Origin of the sequence: Sphingobacterium hungaricum (assembly GCF_015210005.1) — a bacterium.
Classification (GTDB): domain Bacteria; phylum Bacteroidota; class Bacteroidia; order Sphingobacteriales; family Sphingobacteriaceae; genus Sphingobacterium; species Sphingobacterium hungaricum.
This window is the reverse complement of sequence record NZ_MU158698.1, coordinates 273,248-290,191: the sequence shown is the minus strand read 5'-3', so window position 1 is coordinate 290,191 and position 16,944 is coordinate 273,248. Positions and strand designations below refer to the sequence as shown.

The window sequence follows — 16,944 nt, the reverse complement described above, 5'->3', positions numbered from 1 at the left end:
CTAACTAATTTTTATTTGGGATTTTCAAATCTGTTCCTAATTCTTTATTCAGTTTTTCGATAAAATATGCCGATAAAAGCGGAGATTCCAATTCAATGTTTTGATGCACGAAGAAATAGAGCTTTTGTAATCCTGCCTTCTTCCATTCTTTTAAGATTTCAATCCAATCGTCCAAACGTGTATAATCCGAAGGATGATTGGCGCCGACATAACGGATAAATGCAACCGGAGTTGTCAATCGCATATGCAACATATCTCTTCTTCCGGCAGTATCCACGACAATATTGGTGACGTTCTGTTTTTCAAGCAAATTATAAAATGACTCGCTTACTTTCTCGTCAGAAAACCATTCTTCGTTGCGGACTTCCAATGCTAAAGGATAGCCTTTTGGAAAATTTTCAAGGAAAGTTTTCAATCGGTCAAAATCTTTTGGCTTGTAGTTATCGTGCATTTGCAAAAAGGCCATGCCTAAATGCTTTTCAAATAAAACCGTCGAATCCACAAATTCTTTAACCTTTTCGTCCGTGTTTAACAAGCGCCCAAAATGGCTAATGGTATTGGGCAATTTTGGAAAAAATTTAAAGCCATCCGGAATTTTTTCTGTCCACGTTTCCACTTGGCTTTTTGTCGGAGAATGATAAAAAGTAGCATTCAACTCAATGGAATTGAATTGCGTAGCATAATAGGCCAATTCGTCTTTCGTTCCTTTTGGATAGAACCCTTTAAGGTCTTTTTTGTTCCATTTGGCACAGCCAACAAAAGCTTCAAAAGGCTCTTTTGTTTTTTGCTTTTCCAACAATTCCAAGGTTTCCTTTGCTGTTTTAGGAATTGAAAAATCGACTACTGACGGATTATCTACTTTACCAAATTGCATGACTTTTTATTTTAGAAAGCAAGTTAAGGATTATCTATTTAGGATTAAAGAAAATATCAATTAGCTTATAAATTTGCTATTTCCGAATTTTTAAAACAATTTAGCTTGCTACAAGTTAGTAGAGTACAAATAAGCCCAACATAAAATGACTTTGAAATCCTTCATCCTAAGCTTTCTTTTCTTTTCGGTAATCCAATTTTCCTTTGCTCAGCAAGATTCAATCAATTTCGATGAGGTGCTGAATGCGAAAATAAAGAGGTATCAGAAGCAGTTAGCCAGCGAAGAATTATCTCAAAAGGAATTTGATTTTATAATTGATACCATGAAAGTTGAAACTAGATTGCAGGTGGACTTGGAATCGGATTATTCGACTTCAGGTATGGTGAATGCAACTTATCAGGCTGAAGAGAGCTACGATAAATTATTGAATAAATATTATAAGATTTTATACGCCCATCTGAATAAGAAGGACAAGGCGGTTTTGAAAAAAGCCCAACTGTCTTGGTTGTCTTTTCGGGATAATGAACGTTTGTTGTTTCAGTCGTTGTCCGATGAAGCCTATTCTGGTGGAGGAAGCATTCAGCGGGTGTTCTCATCGCATCGCTATTTGACATTAACCAAAGACCGCGTTATTCAACTGGCACATTATTATTTGTACGCAGAGAATCTGTAAGCTCTAAATTCGGTCTGCCGGATTCAATAAATTTTATTTCTTCGTCAGTTAGATTGATAGAGCTCAAGTCGGAAACGATGGAAGTCGTCTGTGGAATATTTCTGAATAATGCAATTTTAGGGTCTACAAATGGACCTTTTCCAGCATTGCCTTTCCTAGATTCTTTTAAGATGTAAAATGAATTTTCAAAGACGAGATTAAACGTTTTGTGATTGTAAATCAGCTGTGCATCGCTGTTTGCTTGAAAGGACTGTATGGCATATTTATCATCCTGATTTTTAGAAAATTGGTGTCTTGAATAGGATTTTAAGGTTTGATTTGTATAGCGTACATTCGAATTTTGAAATTGCATTTGCTTAATATTATCCATGTGCTCAATTTCATTGACCAAATCAATAATCGCTTTGGTTTTTTTGTCAAAGACCACGGTTCCGGTCGATTTTGTCCGCATAGTTTTGACGGTACTCCAGTCGGATTCGAAATGAACCGTAATCCTATTTTCATCCGAAGACATGCTTTTGGTCCGTAAACTTGGTGTATGCTGGTACAGTTTATTCAGAAAATTATCAAAATACAACGTCTTGATAATGGATTCCACGTTTAAAAATTCTGACGACTCTTTGTTGTAAGCGGTTTGGTCTACAAAAATATCAAAGGGCACGCTTTTGTTGTATTCGACTTCGAATAATTTAAATTTTGGTTCAGCATATCGGCTGAAAATGTAATTTCGGCTCCACCATCCGAACTTAGTCAATACGATTCTCTTTAATTCATTATCCACATAAGCGGTTTCTTTTAGATTTCCGATACGTTCGGTTGGGCTGTTCTGGTAAAGTTTATGGAAATTATCAATGACATACAGGATTGCTTTTTGAAGGTCAAAGGATTGAATGCTGACTTCCTCAATCTGATTCGGTCTGGGTTTTAAATAGAAGACTAAAGAGGATTTTCCGGATATTTCCGAAGCCGAAACAGACAAACTGTCGTAACCGATATGCGTGATTAGTATAGATTCCCCAGTTTTCTTAGAGAGCTCGGCTTTGCCATCTTTGTTGCTGATGGTTCCTTCTTTCAATCGTGGATAGCGAATGCTTGCACCATCGACCGCGTTTTGGGTTTCTTTATCGCGGAGACGAATCTCCAATACATCCTGAGCCACTGCGTGGAATGAAATAAAAAGAAAACAGAACACGATGAATGACTTTACCATAATGAAATGTTTGCAAAATAATTAGCTGATGGTTTATTAAGTTAAACTTAACGAAAATAGTTGATGTTGTGTCTGTTTGATTAAATAAAAATCAATGGTATTTGCGTTTGTTTTTTCTTTTGATGCGGGAGTACTGCGTTCCTTTGTTCGATTTGTCTTCCGAAATAACACTGATATTTCCATCGACTTCTAAAATGGAAAGTTTGACATCTTCCACATGCTCAATTCCATGCTCTCTGATAGCTTCTTGCAATTCGTCAAGCGTGATTTCAACTTCGACCATCGCTTTATAGTCAATCACGCCATCTTTAACCAAAATCACAGGGTCAGCCTCCATGATGCTTCTGAATGCCGGCTTCGCGAACATGATTTTCTTAAGTCCAAAGTTCGCTAAAAATAAAACCAAGCCAGCGACGATTCCGCCTGCAAGCGAGGTGTTTTCGCCAACCATCGCATTTTGGACGGCATTTGATATCAGCATCAACAACACGACATCGCCGGCATTTAATTGCGAGAGCTGATTTTTTCCAAATAAGCGAATCGCGATTACCATAAAAAGATAAACGCAAAGGGAACGGATAACTATATCTAAAATTGGATTCACGGAACGTACTTTTATTACGTAAATGTATTATTAATTGCGAATTTTTCAGTCCTGTCTATCAAAATTTTGCAATAGGTCTGCTTCTGTCAGCCCTAGGCTATTTTATCACAAAAGATAGTATGTCTAAACTACATTTGCTTTTAAGAAATCTCGGTTTTTTGCTACCTTTATTTAGTGTCGAAAGAAGAGCAAATAGTGCAACGCAAGATTATTCATATTGATATGGATGCATTTTATGCATCCGTAGAGCAACGTGATTTTCCTGAATTTCGTGGCAAGCCTTTGGCTGTCGGCGGTTCTCCGGATGGGAGAGGTGTTGTCGCTACGGCGAGTTACGAAGCGCGCAAGTTTGGGGTGCGTTCAGCAATGTCTTCACGGCAAGCCCTGCAATTATGCCCTGATTTATTGTTTACTTATCCGCGCTTTGATGTCTACAAAGAAGTTTCTGCACATGTGCGAAGTATTTTCAAACGCTATACCGATTTTATCGAGCCATTATCGTTGGATGAAGCCTATCTGGACGTTACCGAGGATAAATTACAGATTGGTTCGGCAATCGATATTGCGAAGCAGATTAAAGAAGCGATAAAAACAGAGTTAAATTTAACGGCTTCGGCTGGGGTTTCCGTTAATAAGTTTGTGGCCAAAATTGCTTCGGATATGAACAAGCCCGATGGATTGACTTTCGTTGGCCCTTCGAAGATTGTAGATTTCTTAGAGAAATTGCCGATTGAAAAATTCTTTGGAGTTGGGAAGGTGACCGCAAAGAAGATGAATAGTTTGGGGATTTTCAGAGGAAAGGATTTAAAGACATTTTCGGAATCTTCGCTTATGCGTCATTTTGGTAAATCGGGGAAATTCTACTTTCAGATTGTCCGAGGAATTGATGACCGCACGGTACAACCCAATCGGGTAAGCAAATCCATTGGTGCGGAGGATACTTTTTCGACGGATTTAAATGACCCAGAAGAAATGAAGTTGGAATTGTACAAATTATGTGAAAAAGTAGAGAAGCGTCTCGATGCGAAGCAAAAGTTTGGAAGAACGCTGACTTTAAAAATAAAATTTTCGGATTTCCAAAGCATCACGAGAAGCAAGACCGTTCCCAATCCTGTCCAACATGCAAAGGCTTTGTATGAAATTATTGAAGAGTTATTCAACGCGGTGGATTTAATGGACAAAAAGGTTAGGCTATTGGGCGTAACCTCATCAAATTTCTATTACACCGAAGAGAAAACGGAAGGCATACAATTGAAATTATTTTAATTGCCGAAAGCATAAAAAAACCTTTTCAATCCGAAGATTGAAAAGGTTTTGCTTTGCAAAAGCTCAGGCTATTGAAAAAAGCTACGGCTGTTGTCGAATGTTGTCACCACTTGTGTAATTGCCCATGTCTTGTCAGAATTGGAAAGTGTAACGTAGTCTGTACGTGTGAAACTAGGGAAGACCATAGTCACTTTGGCAACGCTGAAATCTTTATTTTGTTCAATGATTTTGTAGCTTGTTTCACAATTCATTATAAAACCTTCTTGTTTTTTCAAAAAGGCCGTAAGCTCTTTTTTGTTGTATTGTTTGCTGTTTTTATTCGCTTGGATAAATTTGAAATCCTCAGTAAATAAATACTTGCTATATTTTGTGTTCCCCATCGAAACAGCCTGAATGTAGCTATCAACAATGGATGGCGCAGATGCATTTTTGTAAGGGTTAGCGGTCTTAGCGAATGAACTCATGGAGAATACTAAGAAGGAAAGGAAAGCGATTGTTTTGATTAAATTTTTCATGTCTTTATATTTTTGTTGTTATTTTCTGATTCAAAACTAGGACGTCGACAGCCGATAATTCATTGCATTTAGATGAAAGACTTAAAAAGTCGGTAAACGTTGCAAAGCGGTCGGTGAAGGGTTTGTTGTGATGGAAGTGGTGGGGGTGATGAAGGTGACGGGGGTTATAAAGGTTAAGTTGGCTAGCGCACGCGTTTCGCGTGTGCTTTATAAATAACAATCCGCTATTCAGGATGTTCCGAAGGGTCATCCTGAATTCCTGATAAAGGCGGATTTGTAATCCGCTCCTTTAAAGCCAATGCTAGCGCACGCGTTTCGCGTGTGCTTTATAAATAAGAACCTATTACCAGCAGAAAATACATTTTAAAGCCTCGTAGAGGCTGAATATTCGCAGAAATTTTAGCGAGATGTAAAGCGTGCCGTAGGTACGCAACCGAAACCAATAGAATTTCTGTTAAACAGTTGCGAACCTACGGATCGCTGATTGCAGACCGTATTATTTTCTACAAATATGTTGCTCCTACGAAGCAATGCCATCGCTTTCTAACAATCTCCGCAGAAATTAATGAGCACAGTAGATTTTCGCCTTGCTAGCAATGACAGTCTATATCGTTGGTCAGCACCTCGTTTGTCGCTCTGAGTCTCAAATAACTTAAGCACACGCGGAACGCTTGCGCTAGCAATTCTCATATCTCACATCTACCTAGATACTCGTCCTAGAACTTATCGCGATGCGGTTCCAGGCGTTGATGGTGGAGATGGCAAAAATGATTTTCGCAATATCATTTTCGGAAAAGACAGATTTAGCCAATTCGAATGTTTCATCGGTCAATCCTTTGTGGCTAACCAATGTAATTTCTTCAGTCATTGCCAACGCAACCTGTTCTTGTTCGTTGTATAGGTTGGTTTCCTTCCATGCATTCAACAGAAAGATGCGCTGGTTTGTCTCTCCGTTTTTTAAGGCATCTTTTGTATGCATGTTGATACAAAATGCACATCCGTTGATTTGAGAAGCTCTGATTTTGATTAATTCCAATATTGTTTTGTCCAAACCGGAAGTCGCTAGATAGCTTTCTAAACCAAACATTGCTTCGTATGCTTTTGGCTCTAATTTCTGAATGTTAAATCTTGTTTTCATGTGTTAATTTCTTTTTTTCAAAGTTCGGCTAATCTGAACCTAAACTTCTTAAACTGGTTTAAGAAAAGCTTTTCTTTTTGATTTCGCTTAAATATTCAGGTGTGAAACCAAGATAAGAGGCTATTAAATATTGAGGCACGCGCTGGATAAACCAAGGATAATTCGAACTGAAATGAAAATACAATTCTTCCCTCGAATATTGCTTAAAGAATTTAGCCCGAACCTGTGATGCGGCAGTAGCTTTCTGATATACTTTCCTAAAATACTTTTCAAGAATTGGCTGTTTATCCAATAAAATCTCCTGCTTCGATTTCTGAATACGGAGAACTGTCGAAGATTCGACAGCCTGGATATAAAAGTTGGAAGCCTTCTGTTCGTGAAAAGATTTTAGATCCGTCAGCCACCAATTCTCGATTGCAAATTCAGTGGTCTGTTCCACACCTTTGTCATTGACAAAATACATGCGTAAGCAACCTTTAACAACAAAATAATTATAGCTTGCTACATGGTCGGCTTCCAACAAAGTTTCTTTCTTTTTGATTGTAATTTCTTCGAAATAGGATTCCATCTGTTCAAATTCGGTATCGGATACCGTTACGAATTTTTGTATATGATTTTTAAGTGAAAGATTCATGAATGGGTTTTAGCAAGGAATAAGGTACGAAAACGATTTTAATATTTACAGCTATTATGGTCAGCTAATGAAAAATTCCCCAAATTTTTAGCTAATTAAAACAACGAAGACGGATTGTCTAAAAAGAACATCTTCAGATTTTGAAGCTTCCTTGAATAAAATAAATTTCGGAAAACTTTGTAACTTAGCTAGACCATTATAAACAGGATTAAACGATGTTATACGAACAAAACGAGGTTCTTAAACGTTTACCGGAACATTTACGGCAATTTATAAATAATCAAGATTACGAATCTTACACGCCCATTGACCAAGCTGTCTGGCGATACGTGATGCGCAAAAATGTAGATTATCTGAAACAGGTTGCGCATGGAAGCTATTTGGAAGGATTGGATAAAACAGGCATTTCGACCGAACAGATTCCAAATATGTATGGGATGAATCGCATCCTCAAAGATATTGGCTGGGCTGCAGTTGCGGTGGATGGTTTTATTCCGCCAACTGCTTTTATGGAATTTCAGGCTTACAATGTATTGGTTATTGCACAAGACATTCGCCAGATACAAAATTTGGAATACACGCCATCGCCTGACATTATCCACGAATCGGCAGGGCATGCCCCAATTATTGCCAATCCAGAATATGCGGAATACCTCCGCCGTTTTGGTGAGATTGGTGGCAAAGCCATTTCATCTTCGTTAGACTATGAATTGTATGAAGCCATTCGACATTTGTCGATTGTCAAAGAAGATCGACATAGCGACCCGAAAACAGTTGAGCTTGCGAATGAACGGGTGCTGGATATTCAAAATTCAATGACTTCCTTATCCGAAATGGCAAAAATCCGTAACCTGCATTGGTGGACGGTTGAATATGGTTTAATTGGCAGTTTAGAACACCCTAAAATATATGGTGCTGGCTTGCTATCATCGATTGGTGAAAGCAAATGGTGCATGCAAGATCAGGTCAAGAAACTGCCGTATGATCTTCAGGCGTCGGAAGTTTCCTTTGATATTACGAAGCCCCAGCCTCAATTGTATGTGACGCCAGACTTTGCGTATCTGAATTTTGTCTTGGAGCAATTTGCAAACAATATGGGACTGCGAAGGGGAGGCGCTTCCTGCATTCGCCAGTTAATCGAATCCAAAAATTTAGGCACAATAGAATACAATACAGGGATTCAGGTCTCCGGATTGTTTACACATGTAATCACGGATGAGCAAGACCAGCCGATTTATATTCAAACGAAAGGAAAAACTGCTTTATCTTATCATGAGAACGAATTGATTGGCCATGGGACAAATTATCATGCTGAAGGATTTGGTTCACCGGTTGGCAAATTGAAGAACATCAACATAGCTATCGAGAATATGTTTCCTCATGATCTGGAAGCATATAACATTAGAGAGGGTGAGCTGGCTAAACTAGAATTTGTCGGCGGAATTACGGTGGAAGGAGAAGTTATTACCGGAACGCGCAACCGAAAGGGAAAGATCCTGCTCATTTCGTTTAAAAACTGTACCGTCAAATATTTCGATGAAATTTTATTTCATCCAAGTTGGGGAGTTTATGATATGGCGATTGGTAAATCCATTGTGTCAGCTTATGCAGGCCCTGCTGATTACCAGTCTTTCGATTTCAAAACCCATGTATTGGAGACAAAGGATAAAATTGTTTCGATCGCTCCTAAGGAGCAATTGCTAAGAGAGATGTATCAAACTGTTCGCGCAATGCGCGAAAGAAACGCAGCGCAAGAGTCAAATCTGATTGAAGTTTTCAATGCCTTAAAAACAGATTATCCGGATGAATGGCTATTGGCTGTTGAAATCTATGAACTGGCTTACGCTTTTGATTTTGAATCGAAAAAAGCATTTAAATCCTACCTAATGGATTTGAGCAAGAAAAATGAGGATGTTGCGCATCTAATCATAGACGGCATAGCGTTAATCGAAAAATAAAAAAGCTGCCTCTTTATATTTTTGAGGCAGCTTATCTATGTTAAAGGTTTTGTCAAAAACTAATACCCTGTATTTTGGGTTAAGCTTCCATTACTTCTATCGATCTCTCCCTGTGGGATAGGCCAATATTCGTGACTTGGCTGAAATGTAATTCCTAAGAAGGAGGAAAGATGTTGTCCTTCAAATGCAGAATAGCTTTCAATAGTTTGCTTCGCAACGCCCCAGCGAACTAAGTCGAAGAAACGATGGCCTTCCATCGCCAATTCCAATCTGCGCTCAAATCGAACCGCTCTACGCGCATGATCTTGGTCAGTAAAAGAAAGGTAAGGTTTAACATTGTACTTCGCTGCGTCTACACCATCTTCATTCTTTTTATGAGGCAGATTTGCGGCGCGAGTACGAATTGCATTAACGAGTCTTAAGGCTTCAGGCAAATCATTCATCTCCACATTACACTCCGCTGCCATCAAATACACATCTGCCAAACGAATAATATTCACATCTAATCCTGTCAGATAGTTAACTCCGGCTGCAGCATTTGCTCCAAATTCAGAACGGGGAATTGTTGATTTAATACCGACAAATGGTCCAGCATAGTTTTGAGAACGAACCCAAGTATTACCAGCCATAATGCCCCAATCCAAATACTGAACGCCTCTACGGCCTACAGTATAATCTAAACGTGGATCCATAGCTAGATTAACATTCACTTTATAGTTTGCCAACTCAGTAGGATTCGTGATTTTTAAATCTGATAAATATGGATTTGTACGATACGAATTATCTAAGAATGGTAAACCATTTGCATCCACTTTAAATGCATTGACCAAATCAATGGATGGCTGGAAGAATCCACAACATCCGGTGAATGACCCGTTGATTGAATTTAACATGTCGCCTACGTTCGCGTTATCGCCACCACCGTCAGAATTAATGGCATGTTTCGCCACTAAAATTGCTTCAGGTCCATCTTCTTTCGTCACGTCAAAATTATTCTGGTAAGGCATTGTCGTAATGTCCTTTCCAGTCATCACCGCATTAAAAAGAACCAACGCTTCAGGATATTTCTTTTGGTATAAAAGAACTTTTCCTAGATAAGCCTGAGCAATTGCTTTGTTCATTCTGCCTGCTTGACCATTTACTTTTTCAACTGGCAGATTCGCGACTGCAAATTCTAAGTCATCGATGATTTTAGGCAATACATCCTCTGTATTTGGCTTGGTGATGGACTCTTCGTAAGTCGTGTTTTCATCAACATAAGGGATGTTTTTGAACACGCGCCATAAGTAAAAATAATAATGGGCACGCAGCATACGTCCTTCCGCTTGGATAACAAGCGCGCGATCAGCTGAAATCTGCTGTGTTCCGGCTTGTTCTGCAGCTAATAATTTCAACGTATTATTCACGCGCAGCACGCCCTCATAATACACGCGCCACATGTTGCTTAGGTTGTCATTCGTGCTATTCGTATTAAACCCTTCAATCATATTCATGTTAGGCTGATCGGAAGCTTCCGAACCTTTGTGTGCATTGTCCGAAGGCATTTCTCCAAAAACCCATTGGCTCGGCGCTGCTCCGTAATTACCCCAGGTTCCGTTGATGTTCCCGTTCATAATTCCATATGCACTCAGTAAGTTCGCTTCGACACCATCTTGATTTTCAATTTGCGGCTGGGATAATTCACCCTGAGGCAACTTGGTCAAGAATTCATCCCCACAGGAGTTTAAGGTCAAAAGACCTAATCCCAATAGGTAAACAATATTTTTTTTGATATTTTTCATAATCTTTTTACTAGTTAAATAAACAATCGATTAAAATCCAAGGCTTAAACCAACCATGTATTGGCGGGCTTGAGGGTAGATACCGAAATCAACTCCTAATGCCGGGTAATCCGACGGCGTCGATGAAATCTCAGGGTCTAATCCTTGGTAGTTCGTAATCGTAAATACATTGCTTACTGCAAAATAAACTCTGAACTTGTTAAATGATGTGTTTTCGTTGAAAATCTTTTTGGTGTCAAAATTATAACCAAGCTGCAGGTTTTTCAATTTTAAGAAACTTCCATCTTGAATATAATAGCTTGACGTAGCATATTCGTATGCAGATGCATCATTACCGCCAAACGATGGGGTCATGCTTCCTGGATTTTCAGGACTCCAAGCATCTAACAAACGAACGCTTTTCTGTCCGTTGAATACACCGAAATCGGTGAAATAACGTGTTGCTTCGTATAAATCATTTCCTTGAGAACCGTAGAAATACATCGAGAAATCGAATTTCTTGTATGCACCGCTAATGTTTAACGAATAAACAAAGTCAGGATGTGGACTTCCGATAATCGTACGGTCATTCGCGTCGATAATGCCATCTCCATTGATGTCTTCATACTTCAAAGCACCAGGACGTGCACCTTCATAGGATGCATTGCTTGACACATCGGAAGCATCTTGGTAAATACCGATGACGTTATACCCAAAGAAAGATGCAAATGGATCCCCAGGACGTAGAATAGATGTTTCCATACTTCTAAATGCACCGTAATTTACTTGCGTAATAGAAGGAGCTAATGAAACGATTTTATTTACGTTGCGTGAAATATTTCCAGTGATGTCTAACGTGAAATCTTTGTTCTGACGGCGTCCATAGTGGTAGCCAAGACTAAATTCAACACCTTTGTTATTCATCTCGCCAATGTTTTGGTAAGGAGCGTCTGCACCACCAACCGTTGAAGAAGGCATCGGTACACGGAATAACATGTCCGTAGTTGATTTGTTATACCATTCGAAACTACCATCGATATCACCTTGAAGAATAGAGAAATCCAAACCTAAGTTCAATGAGCTAACTTCTTCCCATTTCACATCTGGATTAGCATACGATGTTTGCCAGATTCCAGTTTCGACAGCTCCACCGATCGGGTAAGATGAGGTGTTGATGTTCGGAGCAAAACGGTTTAAGAATTGGTATCCCGGAATGCGCTGATTACCTGTTACCCCGTAACCCGCTCTAAACTTCAAATCGTTTAACCAAGATACGTCTTGCAAAAATTCTTCTTCCGACACGCGCCATGCACCGCTGATTCCAGGGAATGTACCATATAGGTTATTAGGTCCGAAATTCGATGATCCATCTCGTCTAACAGTCAAACTTAAGATGTAACGATCTTTGTAGCTATAATCCGCTTTACCAAAAAGCGAATACATCGATCCAACAGATCCAGTTCCGTTATTACCTAAATTGGTTGTACCGGCGCCTACATATAAATAATCCAAACTGCTCATGGTGAAATAACCGTTTCGGCTTCCGTTAAGCTGTCTGTTTCTGTTTGCTATCGCTTCAGTACCTAACAAAACATTCAAGGAATGATCTTTTCCTAAATTAGGACGATAGTTCAACGTGTTTGTCCAAGTCCATTCGGTTGTATAGCCAAAATACTCACTTACACCGTTGTTGAAACCACCTTCTGTAAATTCAGGATTCGGATAAGCGATATCGACTCCATTGTAATTTTCATAGCGCATACCGAAATTGGTTTTGAGTGTCAAACCGTCAATGATATCATATTCGGCAAAAGCATTTCCAAAAAAGAAATTGCTCATATTGACATCGTCTTTCGCGCGGTAAGCCATCGCAACGGGATTTTCTCCATTACCCCAGCCACCTAAAGATCCTGCAAAATTATTTCCTTCATCATATACAGGAATAATATTGTGGATACGATATGCAAATCCCAGAACAGATCCTTCACCTTGATAACCGCCTGCTGTATTTGGATTCACACCAATACCGTAACCGCGTGTGAAACTGTATTGCATATTCTCACCAAAACGAAGTTTGTTGTCAAATGCAGAAATTGTTGTATTGGTTCTTACATTGAAACGTTCGAATCCTGTATGGATTAACGTACCTTTTTGTTTTAGGTATCCTCCAGATAACGCGTAAGTCGAATTTTCACCGCCGCCTGTCGCACTTAATTGATACGATTGGGTAGGAGCGACCTGCGATAGTTCGTCAAACCATTTTGTTCCTTCATGGTTGGCTTTCGTAATCTGGTAGAATGTGCTTCTGTCTTTTCCTAAGTAGTTGTATTTCGACATATCCACATCTGCAGGAGTAATATCATTTCCTCTTTTTGCTCCAGCAATCAAATATTCTGGTAATGTCAATGAAGTTCCGTTAGCTGCATTATCCAAATCCAATGACTGCTGTGGGGTTAGCATTTGAGGGAATGTAGATTTGCGCGGCACCTGCAATCCATAATATCCGTCAACGGAAATCTGAGGTTTACCTGAGCGACCGGTTTTTGTCGTGATAATCACGACCCCATTGTTTGCGCGTGCACCATAAATAGAAGCCGCAGACGCATCTTTCAAAACCTGCATGGTTTCGATATCATTCTGGTTTAACCAACTTAGCTTACCTTCGAAAGGCACACCGTCGATAACATATAAAGGTTCGTTATTATTAATTGTACTGAAACCACGGATTTTAATCTGTGGTGTTGAACCTGGCGCACCATCCACAACAACTTGAACACCTGTTGCACGACCCTGTAATGATTCTACAGCACTCGCAGCAGGGGTTTGTTTTAACTGCGCTACATCAACGACAGCAACCGAACCCGTTAAATCCTTTTTTCGTTGCGTTCCATAACCTGTTACAACAACTTCTTCTAGTGAACTTAAATCTTCAGATAAACTAATTGTGACCGTAGTCGCATCAGCAACAGGAAATTCTTTTTTAAGATAACCTACGTACGAAACTTCCAACACATCGCCTTTCGCAGCAGTTAATTGAAATTTTCCATCGACATCCGTTGACGTTGCATCTAGTTTACCGACTATTCTGATGGTTGCCCCTGCAATAGGCAGGTTTGTCGCGGCATCTAAGACTGTTCCGCTGATTTTTTGCTGGTACTTGTTGGCTTCATAAGCTGTACTTTTTGAGTGGTTTACATTTTTAGCATGGACTACAAACGTTTGGTTAGTTAGTAAAATTGTAGCCAAAGGAATCCAGTAGGCCTTTTTCATTGATGCATGAAACAGCCCTGGAATCCTTAATTTTGATGAATTAAGATTCCTCATAGTTTAGTTTTTAAGATTAGATAAAAATTATTTTTTCACGAAAATAATAGCCATCTAAGGAGCATGAATGTTTTTGGATACCATAAGAGTTAGGTGTTTAGTTTTATAATTATTTTCAATATAAAAAATTAAATTAATGGATTCAATAATTTATGTAATTAAAATAAAAATATTTTACTAAATCGCTTTAGAACAGTTGAATACGGTTAAATATTTCGTTGCATCGTGTAGTGAATACACTGTTTTGTAACAAGAAAATTATAAAAGCAGGAAAATAGGGGTTTCCGCAGAATGAAAAGGCCGTGGAGCTAATTACATGTTTAAACTGTCGTATGCCCAATGCAGCAAGGCCTGACGCTGGCGCGTGTTGCATTTAAAATCTCCAGGATTACATTTGTTGCGGACTTGAGAAACATGCCGTTTCATGTTTTTCCAGCGTTTTATCTGACGCAGATCGTCTTCTGTTCGGCGGCCCATAAAGTATCTACAATACCATTGAAACCAGCCTCGGGGATCTTGATCATGAATCCATCCCTTACGTTTCCATTCATCAAGCGATTGCGAAGCGCAGACTTCAAAGAAGTTCAATTTACAATCTCCTTTTTTATCGGTACCGGTATATAATTTTGCGTTTTCATACCATTCGGCAGGAAATTCATCACGGCAATCCCTTAAATAACGTCCTGCAAAAACACCAAGTTCTAACATATCTTGAGGTGTCAGATCAGGTTTGAATTCTTCATGAAAGTTCTTTCCCATTGGTTCTACTAATGTATACGAATAGTTTTTCTGCATACTATCCTGTACATGTACGGTCTTTGGAGTTGATTTCGTGGGCTTCATTTGCTTTCGAAATTACAGTTATTCGATTAGAATTCCATTAGAAATTCGATGGAAAGAAATCTATGCCTAATAATTTGCCTATTTTTGGAAAAATACCCCGTATGCAAATTCTAGTAATTGAGGATGATAAGCGAATAAGTGATTTTCTGATCAAAGGATTAGAGGAGCAAGCTTATTTAGTGACTTTATGCAGCAATGCAGAAGATGCATTGAAATCCTATATGCACCTGGATTGGGACTTATGCATTGTAGATGTGATGTTGCCTGGTATGGATGGGATTCAGTTTGTACAGACGATGCGGTATAAGAAGAACTTTACGCCAATCTTGATGTTAAGCGCATTAAATACAAGTACAGATAAGGTAACGGCATTGGATATGGGCGCGGACGATTACATGACCAAACCTTTTCATTTTGATGAACTGATTTCCAGAATCAACGCACTGACTCGCCGCAACTCGTATAAATCTTCGGTGAAAGCGTCGAATGTCTTGTCTTTTGAAGGCTTGCAGATAGATAGCGATTCCTACAAAGTGTTAGTGAATAACCAAGCCGTCGAGTTTTCGCCAAGAGAATTTAAGCTCTTGTATTATTTGGCCGAAAATAAAAATAAAGCTGTATCGCGCATGCAGATTCTAAATGCGGTATGGGGAATAAATTTTGACAACCAGACAAACGTTGTCGATGTATATATTTCTTATTTGAGAAACAAGATTGAAACCGCTTCACGCAAGTACATCTATACCATCAAAGGAGTAGGTTACTTATTTAACGATGAGTAAATGAAATTAAGCAAACGCCTTTCTATCCTAGCTGTATTGACTTACTCGGTGATTTCATTGGTGGTATCCAGCATTATCTATGTGTTGTTCTGCCAATGGCTCGAAGGAAACGAATGCAATAATCTTAAGAACAAAACATTCATCGCTGCAATCTATTACCTAGAAAAGGACGAACAAAGCGTTTCCGAACATGAGAATATCCAAAAGGAGCTGCAGAAATTAATTTCGCGAAGCAACATATCCGTTGTCGATGACCGCAATCAGGTCACCTACGGTGAAATGCAATTAAACGAATACCTTTCTGCCGATTTTCTGGATAAGGTCCGCGCGCAACAAGAGCGTTTTTTTACGACAGATGCATACTTCTATCATTCTATTTATTACGAGGACAATCAAGGGGACTTTGTGGTGGTTACTAGAGAATCGAAAGATAATTATAACCAACAGACAGACGTTCTTTTTTACATTTTATTGCTGGCGTTTTTTGTTGGTATTATTGCGATCTTTCTGATTGCTCGCGTTTTCGGTAGAATGGCATATGCGCCATTGGTCAATATTGTTGATCAAATCAAGAACCGCAATCAGCAGAATTTTTCGCAGCCTATCGAGCTCGAAAGAACCTATTCTGAAATCGAGGACTTAGTAAAAACCTACAACCGATTTATCGATCAGATTGCAAAAACATTTAGCGTTCAGAAGAATTTCACGGACTATGTTTCTCACGAATTGCGAACTCCATTGGCCGCGCTTCTTGGTACCTTGGAAGTCACCAATCAAAAGAATCGCAGCGAAGAAGAGTATAAATCCGTCTTGATCAAACTTCAGCAATACACCCAAGATCTAGAAGAAACATTGGATAAGATGATGCTTCTCTCTGGGGTGAAAACGAACTTTGAGTTCAAACAGATCCGCATTGACGAAATCATATGGAATTCGGTAGAAAATGCCATTCTGTATCACAATGCCCATATTGATGTGGATATTCAGGTCAGCAATTCGAACCTATTTCTGATGCAGGGCAATGACAAGCTATTGGAAATGGCATTCAACAATTTGCTCGAAAATGCCATAAAGTACTCGCACAATAAGCCCATTAAAATTGTGCTGAGCGAAGAGGATAATCACCTGTCCATCGCGATTATCGATCAGGGAATAGGAATTCTTGAATCCGACCGGCATCAGATTCTGCAGAATTTTTACCGCGGTGCGAATGCAAAAGAATTTAACGGAAAAGGAATTGGCTTATCAATGGCGTCAACGATTTTTAACCTCCATCAGATTGATCTAAATCTATTATCTCCGGATATCGGAACGGTTGTCTTCTTAAGATTGAATCAATTCTAATCGAATTCTAATCTAAGCC

At 39.1% G+C, this 16,944-nt stretch carries 14 protein-coding genes; 5 read left to right on the top strand and 9 right to left on the bottom strand.

The genetic code is table 11. The features are described 5' to 3' along the window. Positions 1 to 4: 4 nt before the first annotated feature. A complete protein-coding gene (locus C4F49_RS04385; protein WP_196934666.1) occupies positions 5 to 874 on the bottom strand; it encodes a DUF72 domain-containing protein in 870 nt (289 codons plus the stop codon). A gap of 145 nt (positions 875 to 1,019) precedes the next feature. Between C4F49_RS04385 and C4F49_RS04380 the strand changes: the two genes are divergently transcribed. Beyond that, complete coding sequence (locus tag C4F49_RS04380) at positions 1,020 to 1,547, top strand: lysozyme inhibitor LprI family protein (RefSeq protein ID WP_196934665.1); 528 nt, start codon at positions 1,020 to 1,022, stop codon at positions 1,545 to 1,547. Here the strand turns inward: C4F49_RS04380 and C4F49_RS04375 are convergent. Continuing rightward, positions 1,504 to 2,757, bottom strand: a complete 1,254-nt coding sequence (locus C4F49_RS04375) for a peptidase associated/transthyretin-like domain-containing protein (RefSeq protein WP_196934664.1) — start codon at positions 2,755 to 2,757, stop codon at positions 1,504 to 1,506. The two genes, C4F49_RS04380 and C4F49_RS04375, sit on opposite strands and share 44 nt — an antisense overlap. Before the next feature lie 91 nt (positions 2,758 to 2,848). After that, entirely contained in the window at positions 2,849 to 3,361 is a 513-nt protein-coding gene (locus C4F49_RS04370; RefSeq protein ID WP_231388204.1) for a DUF421 domain-containing protein, read from the bottom strand. A gap of 222 nt (positions 3,362 to 3,583) precedes the next feature. Between C4F49_RS04370 and dinB the strand changes: the two genes are divergently transcribed. Then, positions 3,584 to 4,627: a DNA polymerase IV gene (gene dinB, locus C4F49_RS04365; protein WP_231388203.1), complete on the top strand. Its 1,044-nt coding sequence runs from the start codon at positions 3,584 to 3,586 to the stop codon at positions 4,625 to 4,627. Positions 4,628 to 4,695: 68 nt separating this feature from the next. Here the strand turns inward: dinB and C4F49_RS04360 are convergent, their stop codons facing one another. From C4F49_RS04360 to C4F49_RS04350, 3 genes are all read right to left on the bottom strand, one after another. Next, positions 4,696 to 5,142, bottom strand: coding sequence for a nuclear transport factor 2 family protein (locus tag C4F49_RS04360; protein WP_196934662.1), 447 nt, complete (start codon positions 5,140 to 5,142; stop codon positions 4,696 to 4,698). A 703-nt stretch (positions 5,143 to 5,845) separates the two neighbouring features. Further along, positions 5,846 to 6,280, bottom strand: a complete 435-nt coding sequence (locus C4F49_RS04355; RefSeq protein WP_196934661.1) for a carboxymuconolactone decarboxylase family protein — start codon at positions 6,278 to 6,280, stop codon at positions 5,846 to 5,848. A gap of 58 nt (positions 6,281 to 6,338) precedes the next feature. Next, the gene (locus C4F49_RS04350) at positions 6,339 to 6,914 is read right to left on the bottom strand and encodes a Crp/Fnr family transcriptional regulator (protein ID WP_196934660.1); all 576 of its coding nucleotides are present in this window, start codon (positions 6,912 to 6,914) and stop codon (positions 6,339 to 6,341) included. Between the two features lie 215 nt (positions 6,915 to 7,129). Between C4F49_RS04350 and C4F49_RS04345 the strand changes: the two genes are divergently transcribed. Next, the gene (locus C4F49_RS04345; protein WP_196934659.1) at positions 7,130 to 8,872 is read left to right on the top strand and encodes an aromatic amino acid hydroxylase; all 1,743 of its coding nucleotides are present in this window, start codon (positions 7,130 to 7,132) and stop codon (positions 8,870 to 8,872) included. Positions 8,873 to 8,931: 59 nt separating this feature from the next. Here the strand turns inward: C4F49_RS04345 and C4F49_RS04340 are convergent, their stop codons facing one another. The 3 genes from C4F49_RS04340 to C4F49_RS04330 form a co-directional block, all read right to left on the bottom strand. Then, positions 8,932 to 10,653, bottom strand: coding sequence for a RagB/SusD family nutrient uptake outer membrane protein (locus tag C4F49_RS04340; RefSeq protein ID WP_196934658.1), 1,722 nt, complete (start codon positions 10,651 to 10,653; stop codon positions 8,932 to 8,934). Positions 10,654 to 10,683: 30 nt separating this feature from the next. After that, the gene (locus C4F49_RS04335) at positions 10,684 to 13,956 is read right to left on the bottom strand and encodes a SusC/RagA family TonB-linked outer membrane protein (RefSeq protein WP_196934657.1); all 3,273 of its coding nucleotides are present in this window, start codon (positions 13,954 to 13,956) and stop codon (positions 10,684 to 10,686) included. A gap of 312 nt (positions 13,957 to 14,268) precedes the next feature. After that, positions 14,269 to 14,799: a hypothetical protein gene (locus C4F49_RS04330; RefSeq protein WP_196934656.1), complete on the bottom strand. Its 531-nt coding sequence runs from the start codon at positions 14,797 to 14,799 to the stop codon at positions 14,269 to 14,271. Positions 14,800 to 14,900: 101 nt separating this feature from the next. On the opposite strand from C4F49_RS04330, the gene C4F49_RS04325 reads away from it, so the two are divergent. Both C4F49_RS04325 and C4F49_RS04320 read left to right on the top strand, forming a co-directional pair. After that, on the top strand, positions 14,901 to 15,581 hold the full coding sequence (locus tag C4F49_RS04325; RefSeq protein WP_196934655.1) for a response regulator transcription factor: 681 nt from the start codon (positions 14,901 to 14,903) through the stop codon (positions 15,579 to 15,581). Then, on the top strand, positions 15,582 to 16,925 hold the full coding sequence (locus C4F49_RS04320) for a sensor histidine kinase (RefSeq protein WP_196934654.1): 1,344 nt from the start codon (positions 15,582 to 15,584) through the stop codon (positions 16,923 to 16,925). Positions 16,926 to 16,944: the final 19 nt, after the last annotated feature.

What these genes read in the sequence shown, in the direction of transcription:
- C4F49_RS04385 (WP_196934666.1), bottom strand. Translation starts at nt 874, where the DNA reads ATGCAATTTGGTAAAGTAGATAATCCGTCAGTAGTCGATTTTTCAATT.
- C4F49_RS04380 (WP_196934665.1), top strand. Translation starts at nt 1,020, where the DNA reads ATGACTTTGAAATCCTTCATCCTAAGCTTTCTTTTCTTTTCGGTAATC.
- C4F49_RS04375 (WP_196934664.1), bottom strand. Translation starts at nt 2,757, where the DNA reads ATGGTAAAGTCATTCATCGTGTTCTGTTTTCTTTTTATTTCATTCCAC.
- dinB (WP_231388203.1), top strand. Translation starts at nt 3,584, where the DNA reads ATGGATGCATTTTATGCATCCGTAGAGCAACGTGATTTTCCTGAATTT.
- C4F49_RS04360 (WP_196934662.1), bottom strand. Translation starts at nt 5,142, where the DNA reads ATGAAAAATTTAATCAAAACAATCGCTTTCCTTTCCTTCTTAGTATTC.
- C4F49_RS04355 (WP_196934661.1), bottom strand. Translation starts at nt 6,280, where the DNA reads ATGAAAACAAGATTTAACATTCAGAAATTAGAGCCAAAAGCATACGAA.
- C4F49_RS04350 (WP_196934660.1), bottom strand. Translation starts at nt 6,914, where the DNA reads ATGAATCTTTCACTTAAAAATCATATACAAAAATTCGTAACGGTATCC.
- C4F49_RS04345 (WP_196934659.1), top strand. Translation starts at nt 7,130, where the DNA reads ATGTTATACGAACAAAACGAGGTTCTTAAACGTTTACCGGAACATTTA.
- C4F49_RS04340 (WP_196934658.1), bottom strand. Translation starts at nt 10,653, where the DNA reads ATGAAAAATATCAAAAAAAATATTGTTTACCTATTGGGATTAGGTCTT.
- C4F49_RS04335 (WP_196934657.1), bottom strand. Translation starts at nt 13,956, where the DNA reads ATGAGGAATCTTAATTCATCAAAATTAAGGATTCCAGGGCTGTTTCAT.
- C4F49_RS04330 (WP_196934656.1), bottom strand. Translation starts at nt 14,799, where the DNA reads ATGAAGCCCACGAAATCAACTCCAAAGACCGTACATGTACAGGATAGT.
- C4F49_RS04325 (WP_196934655.1), top strand. Translation starts at nt 14,901, where the DNA reads ATGCAAATTCTAGTAATTGAGGATGATAAGCGAATAAGTGATTTTCTG.
- C4F49_RS04320 (WP_196934654.1), top strand. Translation starts at nt 15,582, where the DNA reads ATGAAATTAAGCAAACGCCTTTCTATCCTAGCTGTATTGACTTACTCG.